Below are 11888 nucleotides of genomic sequence, written 5' to 3' on the forward strand. Positions count from 1 at the left end.
TAAATAAACTTAAGCTTAGTTTAGTTATTTTTTAATTTTACTATAAATTTACTTTTTAATTTTATTTTTAAAAAATATTAAAACTTTTCAGTTTTTATCATTATTAAATTATAAACCTAAAAAGAAAGTTTATAAACTAAATAAATTTTTTTATCAAAAACTTCAAAAAATGTATAAAAACAAAAAAAAAAAAAAATAAAATATAAATAATATTAAATATAATTTAATATTTTTAACCATTTTATTTAGACCGAATTTTTACTAAATAAAATTCGAAAGGAAATTATGAAAAGTAAAAAAAATAAAAAAGTTTATCTTTTAACTTCAACAGGAGTACTTTTAACAACAGCATTACCACTTGCTGTTTCAGCTGCTCCTGGAGATGGTAATAGAGAATCAATTCCAGAACCTTCGCCGTCATATAACGTCTGAACGACAGAAGAAACAGCTCAGTATTCCGATTCTTTAGGAAACAGTAAAAGAAATTGAGCCGTACACATGAATTATGATGATTCTGGAGATAATAATGTAAATGATACAAATGACGTAGTACTTAACGTTCAAGCAACAGGTGATATAAATCAAATAAGAGCGAATCAAGCAATTTTAAATAACGAAGTACAAGAATGAACTGCTAAAATTAATACAGATGCACCGTGAAATTGAGTTCCTGCTTCAAAAAACTTTCATTTTGCAATATTTATTTCTAATGATTTAGATTTTATTCCAGGCAGTTTTTATATCACCGTTTATGATAGAAAAGATAATTCTACAATTTTAAGTAGAAAGAAAATTAATGAATTAGATGGTTCAATACCAGGAACATTTGATAAGTATGCTTATCCCTTTACTGCAAAAAGCGCAGAAGACCAAGCTAAGTATCCATTATCTAAAAATAATCCAGATAACTACATTCAAAATATAATAACATCTAATGTGGCGGATGGTGCAAGACCTTTTGCTTTAATAATGGATGATATGTTAGCTTTAAGAAGTGATTCAAAAGGTTTTTATAACTTTATGAATAACTTTAATGATTTAGGTCATATTGTTTCATTTTGAACTCATTTTACACCAAAATATTCTAATGATAATGATATTTCAGATCTCCCTATTATTCATTTAGAATTCCAAACTCGCAAAAAAATTGTTAATGAAAGTAATAACGTTTTAATTAACAATAAAAAGAATTTATTACCAACAGATAAAAAATATGATTTATGACAACAAGGCGATGTCAACCCTAAACCAATGCGTTCTTTTGTCGCTGCACTTTGAGGTGAAAAAAATAAAAAAGATACTAGTGAAGGAATACATAGAGGTAATAGACGTATAAAATCTATTTTTTACGATAGATCTAATTATCAAGATGCATATGTAAATACAAATATTAAAGTTCAAGAAGCAAATAACCAACAAGTTAATAGTCAGTTTGCAGACCCTAAATTAAAATATCAATTTTATTATGATGATTTAAATACTCCAGTAGGATCAATGGATTTCACTGAAAATACATTTAACGCGCAAGATGTTGGTATCACTAAAAAAGCACTTTTTAGCTATAACGGACAAACCATAAATGCTTACGACGCAAACTCAGACAAAATAAAAAGTGGGTTAGTATTTTATAGTGATTCAAATAATCCTAGCGATATAAATTCTAGACAAAATTTATTTTTAAAAGAAGAGCAATTTACTTACGATCATTCTTTATTTACATATCAAAATAATATAAATCTTGTTTTTAATAACGAATGATACAATAAAAGACAAGAATTAATATCTGAAATTAATGCCGTTCAAAATTGAAACGAAAAATTCAAAAACAAAACTTTACAAAGTTTAAATCAACCGGGAATTTTTAAATATACCTCAAGAACACAAACTGCTACAACTTTAGAAGAAAATGATAAAGTTCAAAACGTTTTAAAACAAGCAGAATATTCTAAGAAAATTTATGATGATGTGTTAAAACCATTTATAGATGGTATTAACACTTCAGTAAAATATACAGAAGCAACGCCATCTATTAAAGAAAAATTAGACAAAATTTTATTAAAACTCGACGGTTATTATACTCAAGATAGTTCAAAAAATACTACTTCAATTATTAAAGAAGATGCTGAATTAGATGGTCCAAAAATGGAAGAACAATATACTGAGGCTCTTAATGCAATTGAAGAATTAGATGGTGTAGAAAGATTAGCTGCTGAAAGAAAAAAGACTCAAGCAATAATGGATAGTGCCCACTGAATTTCTGACGACAATTTAAAACAAAAATTGCAAAAACAAATTAATGACATTACAACAGTAAGAGCATTACAAAATTTAGGTCAACAAATAGCAACTCTAGACGGTTTCGGAAGAAATATACATGACGATTTACAAGACAGTGCTTCTATTAAAAATACAGATAATTATAATTATGCTGATCAAGACAAAAAATTAGCTTTTGATGAAGCGGTTAAAAAATTACAAGAGTATGCTGGTTTAGATAACAAAATTAATAAAGAAGACACAGCAGGTCTTCAAGAAGCTTTAAAAGCTTTCGACGATGCTAAAAATGCTTTAAATGGAAACAGTAATATTGGTGCTGCTAAAGATACTGCAAAAAGTGAAATTGATAAGTTAACTCATTTAACTGAAAATCAAAAAAAACAATTAAAAGCGAAAATTGATAGTGCACAAAACTTTGCCGAATTAAATAACACTAAAACACAAGCAAGTGATTTAGATACAGCTATGAGTGAATTAAACTCAGAAATTACAAGTGCTGAAGAAACTCAGAAACTTCCTAAATATACAGAAGCAACTAATAAAGGTAATCTGGATACTGCTTTATCTAATGCAAAAGAAGGTGTGAAAAATGCTGAAAATCAAAGCATAGATCCAAAAGCAATCAAAGAACTTAAAAAAGCATTAAATACAAAAATCTCAGAACTAAACGGAGATCAAAAACTTCAAGATAAGAAAAATGAAGTAAATAAATTTATTGACAGCTTAACACACTTAAATAATGCTCAAAAAGAAGCTCTTAAAAATGATGTTAATTCTAAAAACACTATTAGTGAAATTGAAACCATTAAGACAAATGCTCAAACTCTTGATAATTCAATGAAAACACTAAAAGAAAAAATTGATGAATTAAAACCTAAAAAATCTAATGTTAAATATGTTGATGCTGATAGCGGTAAAAAAACAGAATTTGATGAAAAACTCAAACAAGCAGAAAATTTAGTAAATATTCAAGAAGGGCAAAATTCTGATAATGCAGCAGTTCAAACATTAATATCAGAGCTTCAACAAAAATGAGATGCTCTTGATGGAGATACTCAATTACAAAAAGCTAAAGCAGAGGCATTAAAGAAAGTTGAGCCTGAAGAAGGACAAGAAGCTGAACTTAAATATTTAACAAATCCTCAAAAAGAAGCTCTGAAAGCTAAAATCGCTTCAGCTCCTTCGAAAGCAGAGCTAGCAAAAATTATGGAAGAAGCTTCTAAATTGAACGATGCTATGAAAAAACTTTCAGAACTTCGTACAGATACAAGTACAACAATTAAAGGTGTAAACTACAAAGAAGCTGATAAGCCTAAACAAACAGATTATCAAAATGCAGTAAGAGAAGCATTAAAAATTAACTCTGCAAGTGCAAATCCTACTTTAGAGGAAGTAAATGCAGTTTTAAAGACTTATGATGCTGCTAAAAAAGCTCTTAATGGTGAACAAAAATTAAGTGATGCTAAAGCTAAAGCTACAGAAAAAATAAATTCATTATCTAATCTTAATGATGCTCAAAAGCAAGAATTATTAAAAGAAGTAGAAAAAGCAACTTCTATTGGTGATCTAAATACTATACAAACTGATGCTGAAAATTTAAACACAAAAATGAATGATTTAAAAACAGCTATTGCTAAAGCTAATGAATATAAGGAAAATCAAAACTATAAAGATGCAACAGAAACACCTAAAAAGAATTTTGATGAAGCTATTTCTGGTGCAGATTCTAAAGTATCTAATCAAAATATTTCAGCTGAAGATATAGATAATTTATTAAAAGACCTATCAGAGAAAAAAGAAGCTCTTGATGGTGCACAAGAATTAACAAAAGCTCAAGAAGAAGCTAATAACTCAATTGATGATTTAACAAATTTAACTGAAAGTCAAAAAACTAAATTAAAAGATTTAGTTAACGATAAATCAACCAAAGAAGAAGTAGCTGCAGCTTTAGAAGAAGCTAAAAAACTTGATGAAGCAATGAAAGCTCTTAAAGATGCAAAAGAAAAAGCTGAACAGGCAAAAGATACTACAAATTATAATTATTCAGATGAAGATAAAAAAGAAAAATTAGATACAGAATTATCTAATGCTCAAGGTGCACTGCAAGATTCAGTAACTCAAAGCATCGATTTAGAAGAAATCAAAAGACAAACTAGTGAGTTAAATACTGCTGTTGCTCAGCTTAACGGTGATGCAAAACTCCAAAAAGATAAAGAAGCTTTAAAACAAAAAATTTCTAATTTACCTTATTTAAATGATACACAAAAAACAGCTTTAAAACAAAAAGTTGATCAAGCAACAAACACTGAAGAAGTGCAAGCAGTTGAAACTACTTCAGATGACTTAAATAATGTAATGAGAGAATTAACAATCGAAGCTCAAAATGATGCTCAAATCAAAGATAAACCTAAATATACAGATGCAGAATCACAAAAACAAAGTGCATTTGATTCAGCTTTAGAAGAAGCACAAAATGCAATTAAAACAAATGGTGATAACCTTGATCAAGCAGCAGTTACAGCACTTAAAAATAAATTATCAGAAGCTAAAGCGGCTCTTAATGGTGATGCAAAAATTAACGAAGCCAAAACAAAAGCTATTGAAGAAATCAATAAATTAAGTAATCTAAATGATGCACAAAAAGCTGAATTAATTAAAAACATTAATGACGAAGCTACAGACACTCTTGCAAAGGTAAATAAAGTACTTGAAGATGCTAAAGCTCTTGATGATGCTATGAAAGGCTTAAAAGACGCTTTACAAACTATTAAAGATGCTAATTATGCACAAGATTCAAATTATTTAAATGCTACTGAATCACTTAAAAATAATTTTGATGGAAAAATCACTGATTCTACTAATTTAACTAATTCAACTGGTAATGCTGTTATGAACGTTGCTGACATAAATAATCTTAAAGATAATTTAAATAATGCTTACAATGCTCTTGATGGTAATAAGCAACTTGAAGATGAAAAAACAAGTGCTTTAGCTGATTTAGAAAACAAATGAAATAACCTTAATAAAGCTCAAAAAGAAGCGGTTAAAAATGCAATTAATGCTTCACAACTAAAAGAAAATGTAGCGGCTGAAGTTACAAAAGCATTAGAATTAAATGAAGCAATGGGTGATTTAAATGCTCTAGTTAATTCATACAAAAATCCTAGTGTTCTTGGCTCAGAAGACTATACAAACGCGGATCAAAATCTTAAAGAAGAATTTAAGAAGCAATCTGATTCAGCAAACCAATTAGTAAATCTTGAAAGTGATGAAGCACAAAATCTTGATAAAAATGCAGTTGTTGCTCTAAAAGATGCTTTAAAAAAAGCTAGAGAAGCACTTAATGGTGAAGAAAAACTAAACACTGCTAAAACAAATGCACTAGCAGAATTAGAAAAATTAACTCACTTAAATGACGCACAAAAAGAAGCAGCTAAAAAATTAATTAATGGTGCTAAAAATGATGAATCTGTGGCAAATGCTCTTAGTGATGCTCAAACATTAAATCAAAAAATGGATGAGTTAAATAAAGCTATTGAAGCTGCTAAAAAAACAAAAGAAACACAAAATTACAAAGATGCTTCTTCAGAAAAAAGCTCAGCATTTGATACAGCTTATAGTGCTGCAAATAGAGAAAACGATAAAGAAGCAGGTACGGCTATTGATAGTGCAAAAGCTCAAGAGTTAATCAACGCTTTAAAACAAGCACAAAGCAATCTTGATGGTGTAGATAAAATTACACAAAGTAAACAAGATGCACTTGATGCTATTGACAATGCTAATAATTTAACAGATGCTCAAAAGAAAGCTCTCAAAGAAGATGTTGGTAATGCTACAACTTTAGATCAAATTGAAAAAATTAAAGAAAAAATTCAACCACTTGATGATGCTATGAAAGCTCTCAAAGAAGCAAAAACAGCAGCTGATGCAGCAAAAGCTACATCTGATTACACAAACGCAGATTCAGAAAAACAAACCGCTTTTGATGAAGCTAAAACAAATGCATCTAATGCTTTACTTCCGACTGCAAACTTAAGTTTAGAAGATGTTAAAAATGCTACTACAACTCTTCAAACAGCAACAAAAGAGTTAAATGGTGATGAAAACTTAGCAACAAAAAAACAAGAATTACTTGAAAAAATTAATCAAGCAGAAAACTTAAATAAAGCTCAAAAAGATGCTTTAAAATTAGAAGTAAATAATGCTGAATCTCTTACAAGCTTAAATAATATTAATGCTAAAATTCAACCACTTGATGATGCAATGAGTGCTTTAAAAGATAAAATTAAAGCACTTGAAAACGTTAAAAATACTAACAACTACAAAGATGCTACTCCTGAAACTAAAGAAGCTTATGATACAGCAGCACAAAATGCACAAGATGCTTCACAATACACAACTGGTTCAAACTTAACAAAAGAGGAAGTTGAAGACTTAGTAAATAACTTAGAAACTGCACACAATGGACTTAATGGTGATAAGGAATTTGAAGATAAAAAAATAAACGTTCTTGATGCTATTGATAAAATGCAAAATCTTAACGATGCACAAAAGAAAGCTTTAAAAGAAAAAATTAACACTTCAGATGTTACAACAGTAGATGATTTAGATAACCTTTTAGGTGATGCACAAAGATTAAATGAAAAAATGTCAGCATTAAAAGAAGCTCTTGATAACGCTAAAAAAATTAAAGAACAAGGTAAATATCTTGACGCAACTAATAAAGGAGAACTTGATAATCCGTTTAATTCAGGTAATGCAGCCTTAGACAAAGCAAAAGGAACTAACCTTTCTGAAGACGAAATTCAAACCTTAATTAACAATTTAAAATTAGGTGCGGAAAAACTTGATGGTGAAGCTCAATTAGCAACTAAAAAAACTGAAGCTAAAAACGCAATTGATGCTATGGAAAACTTAACAGCAGAGCAAAAAGAAGCACTTAAAAAGAAAATAGATGAAGCTGATACTGACACTATTGAAAAAGTAAATAAAATACTTGAAAACGCTAATTCTCTTGACAAAGCAATGAAATTACTTAAAGATGCTCAAAAGAGTGCTAATAGCACTAAAAATTCACCTGATTACAGAGACAGTGACGCTGATAAGAAAGAAAATCTAGATTCACAATTAGAAAAGGCAAATACAACAGTAAACAGTACAAATTCATTAGATGTAGAAGCAATCAAAAAAGAAGCTAAAGCTCTTAATAGTACTACAGAAGCTCTTAATGGTGATGAAAAATTTGATGCTCTAAAAGAACAAATTGAACAAGCTTTAGCTGAAAATCCTGCTTTTGAAAATTCAAACATTTTCCAATTATCTTCACCAGAGCAACAAAAAGCTTATAAAGATGCAATTAAGTTAGCACAAGATTTAAAAGATAACAATAAGTTAAACAACCAAGCTCAAACAGTAAGTGATCTTCAAAAAATTCTTGATGATATTAAAGCAGCTAAAGATCAAGTTCTATCTAAAATTGCTGATGCAATTAATGAAATTAATGCATTACCAAATCTTAGTGATGAACAAAAAGCCGATTACATTAACAAACTTCACAATAATCCAAATAATTTAGATGATATTTTAGCTGACGCAAAAGCTGAAAATAATCGAAAACAAGATGCTATTGATCAAATTAATAATCTTGAAAACTTATCAGAAATTGATAAACAAAAATACATTAATGATGTTAAAAATGATAATGCTACATCAAAAGAAAATGTTCAAAACATTGTTGATAAAGCAAAAGAAGCTAATACCTTAGTTAAAGACATTATTAAAGGATTAAAAGACTTAGCTAATAATTATGATTTAGCTAAAGCTAACGAGTTAAAAGATAAAATTAAGAATTTAACTGGAAAAATCACAAATCCTAGTGACTTTGAAAACACATTAAATCAAATTGAAAATAACGAAAAAACAAAAGAACTTCTTGATCAACTTAGAAATACACCTTCTGATTCTCCTGAAGCTTCACAACTTATGGAAAATATTAATAAGTTAACAAAAGAAAATCAACCTAGTGCTACAAATCCAGAGCTTAACAATCTTATTAAAAGCGAAAATACAAATAGTAAAACAAACAAAGATATGTTATCTGCTATCCAAAAAATTGTTGACGGAATTAAAAACAATAACTTTGATGACGTTAACAAAGGAAATAAAGAATTAAATAGCATGGGTGTTTCAAATAATAACGAATTAGTATTTAACATGAAAATTAAAAATGCTTTAAATATATTTGCAAAAGATCCGTCAGATGTTACATCAAAAGATATTGAAATTTTAAAATCTGTTAAATTTGACAAAGCTGATGAAATTATTAAAACAGCATATCTAGAAAAATTAAATGCTTTATTCAATCTTCATGGAATCAAACTTGATAGTGAAGAGCTAAAATGACCATGATGACTTGTTTTAGCAACAGCAACCGCTGGAGCACTTGCAACTATTTACGGAATTATCAAAAACAAGAAAAAATAAGAAAAATCTTGCTGGTTAACCAGCAGATTTTTTTATCTTTTTATTGCACTCCTTTCAATTCTTTATGTAATTTAATATAATTAAAATTACATAAAAATAGTTAAAAATTGTCAGTAGGTAAATTATGAAAAAAGAAAAAGTAATTGAAAAACTTATAAATGAATCTTTAGAAAAGATTATGTCAGATCGTTTTGGAAAGTATTCTAAGTACATTATTCAACAAAGAGCACTTCCAGATGTAAGAGACGGACTAAAGCCAGTGCAACGTAGAATTCTTTTTTCTATGTTCGGATTAGGACTAGAATATGACAAACAATATAAAAAATCAGCAAGAATTGTTGGTGATGTAATTGGTAAATATCACCCACATGGTGATAGCTCTGTCTACGAAGCAATGGTTAACATGTCACAGTGATGAAAAATGAATATGCCACTTTTAGACATGCATGGTAATATCGGTTCAATTGATGATGACCCGCCTGCCGCAATGCGTTATACTGAAGTTAAAATGTCTAAAATTGCAAACTATATTCTTGGTGATATTAAAAAAAATACAGTTCAATTTGTACCAAACTTTGACGATTCAGAAACTGAACCTATTGTCCTACCTAGTATTTTTCCAAATGCATTGGTTAACGGAGCAAAAGGTATTGCAATCGGGATGGCAACAGAAATGCCACCACATAATCTTGGTGAAATTTTAGATGCTACAATTTACAAAATTAAGCGCCCTGAAGCAACGCTAGAAAAATTGATGACTTTTGTTAAGGGACCTGATTTTCCTACTGGTGGACAAATATATGGAACTAAAGGAATTGAAGAAGCATTCGAAACTGGTAGAAACGAAAAAAATAAAATTAAACTCTTTTGTAAATACTCAGTTTTTACAAAAGGTAAAAATCAATTTATTCAAATTACTGAAATTCCTTATGGAATTATTAAGTCTAAATTAGTTTATGACATAGACTTAATAATTAATAATCATGATATTGATGGAATAGTAGAAATTAAAGATCAATCCGATCGTGATGGTTTAAATATTTTAATTACGTTAGAAGAAAATGCTAATTTAGATAGCATTTTAGGTTATTTATTCCAAAAAACACAAATGCAAATTACTTACTCATACAATAATGTTGTTATCAAAAACAATGCACCTGTGACTTTAAACTTAACTAAATTACTTGATAGTTACATTCAGCATATTTCTGATGTTAAAACCAAAACACTTGAATTTGATTTAATTAAAAATCAAATTCGTTTAGAAATAGTTGAAGGTTTTATTAAAGTTTCCGAAATTACCGATCAAATTATTAATGTTATTCGTAAATCAGAAGGTTCGAAAGCAGGAGTTATTCGTGATTTAATTGAAAAATTTGCTTTTAGTGAAAACCAAGCTAAAGCTATAGCAGAGTTAAGACTTTATCGCTTAAGTAAAACCGATAAAGAAGCATACTTAATCGAAAAAGCTCAGTTAGAAGAATTAATAAAAAACATTAAATTACTTCTTAATGACAAAAATAAATTTCACGAATTTTTAATTAGTCAGTTGCAAGAAATTAAAAAAGAATTTGCAACACCACGTAAAACAATAGTTCATGAAAAAGAATTTGATTTTTCATATTCAGAACTAGATTTAATTAAAGAAGAAGATGTTAATATCGGAATTTCACGTCAAGGATACATTAAACGTATTTCTCAGCGTGTCGCCGATAGTAATGAATTTTCAAATTACGTTTTAAAAGATGAAGATTACTTAATTCATTATGAAAAAAATAATACTTTAAATAGCTTACTAATCTTTACCAGCATGGGTAATTATGCAATCATTCCAATTTACAAGATTAATGAATCAAAATGAAAAGACTTAGGAATGCATTTAACGGATTTTGTTGACGTACATCCTAGCGAAGAAATTGTTTCAATTATTGAAGTAAAAGATTGAGACTCTTTAGTTTACGTTGCAATCGGAACTCAAAAAGGAATGTTCAAAAAAGTTTTACTTAAGGACTTTTTAGTTACTCGTTTAAACAAAGTTTATACCGCAATTAACATTGAAAAAGATGATCAAGTAGTTAATGCTTGTTTAACTAATGGAATGCAAGATATTATCATACTAACTAAAAATGGTCTTTCAAGTAAATACTCTGAAAACGAACTAGGACTTTATGGACCAAAAGCTAAAGGAAATAAAGGAATTTATCTATCATTAAAAGATCAAGTTTCTAACTTTACAGCCGCACTAAATGAAGATGTTATTACTTTTTTAACAGATGATGGATTTTTAAAGAAAATTAGATGTAAAAAAATACCTAATATTCCCAAAAACATAAAAGGAAAACCTATTTTTAAAGAAGAAACTGACAGTAAAGAATTTATTGTCTCTGACATGTATCCAACAAGAGAAGATGATCTGTTACTCATTAAAAATACTTTAGGTCAAACATTTTTAGAACCAATTAAACAATATTCTTTTTCTACAGCAAATCCGAGTTTGATTGAAGTTAAGATCCCAAACTTATTAAAAGTGAGAATTAAAAAACATTATAGTGATCAAAAAATTAAAGTGAATAAATCAGAATTATTTACTAAAGAAAAACAAGAAACTGAAGAGACAGTTTTTGTAAAAAATACTAAAAAAATTGAAGATATTAATTTTGACGAAATCGATAAAAAGTTATCAGAATTTCGTGAAAAATTTAAAAAATAATTGCATATTTTTAGCACAAATTCTATTCATAAAAATGGAATTTGTGCTTTTTTTAACTAAATTTACCTTAAAAAGCAATTTTTTTGAATATATATATATATATATATATGAAATAAATAAAAAATATTGTGCTAAAATTCTTGCACTATTAAAAATAGTAGTCAAGATATTAAAAATATAAGTTTAAAACATTTTAGTATCAGAAAAATTAAATATTAAATATAAAAAATTAATCAAGATTGTTTGTTTAATTTACGAAGGGATAAAATGAAAAATAAAAGGACACTTTTACTAATAAGTGCAACTGCCACGCTCGGCTCTCTAACTTCATTAGCATTTTCAGCCCAAACCGTTGAAACTAGTGCTAATACTAGGACAGTACCTAGTCCAAGTTCTTCAAGCGAAACAATTAACTGAA

2 protein-coding genes are annotated in these 11888 nt (G+C 28.2%); both read left to right on the forward strand.

Going from position 1 to position 11888, the window contains the following annotated elements; genetic code table 4:
- Positions 1 to 285: 285 nt before the first annotated feature.
- A complete protein-coding gene (locus EI91_RS03680) occupies positions 286 to 8760 on the forward strand; it encodes a GA module-containing protein (RefSeq protein WP_036452734.1) in 8475 nt (2824 codons plus the stop codon).
- 124 nt (positions 8761 to 8884) lie between these two features.
- The gene (locus EI91_RS02445; protein WP_036452735.1) at positions 8885 to 11470 is read left to right on the forward strand and encodes a DNA topoisomerase IV subunit A; all 2586 of its coding nucleotides are present in this window, start codon (positions 8885 to 8887) and stop codon (positions 11468 to 11470) included.
- Positions 11471 to 11888 lie beyond the last annotated feature (418 nt).

The sequence above is a fragment of the Mycoplasma buteonis genome (assembly GCF_000733865.1).
Classification (GTDB): Bacteria; Bacillota_I; Bacilli_A; order Mycoplasmatales; family Metamycoplasmataceae; genus Mycoplasmopsis; species Mycoplasmopsis buteonis.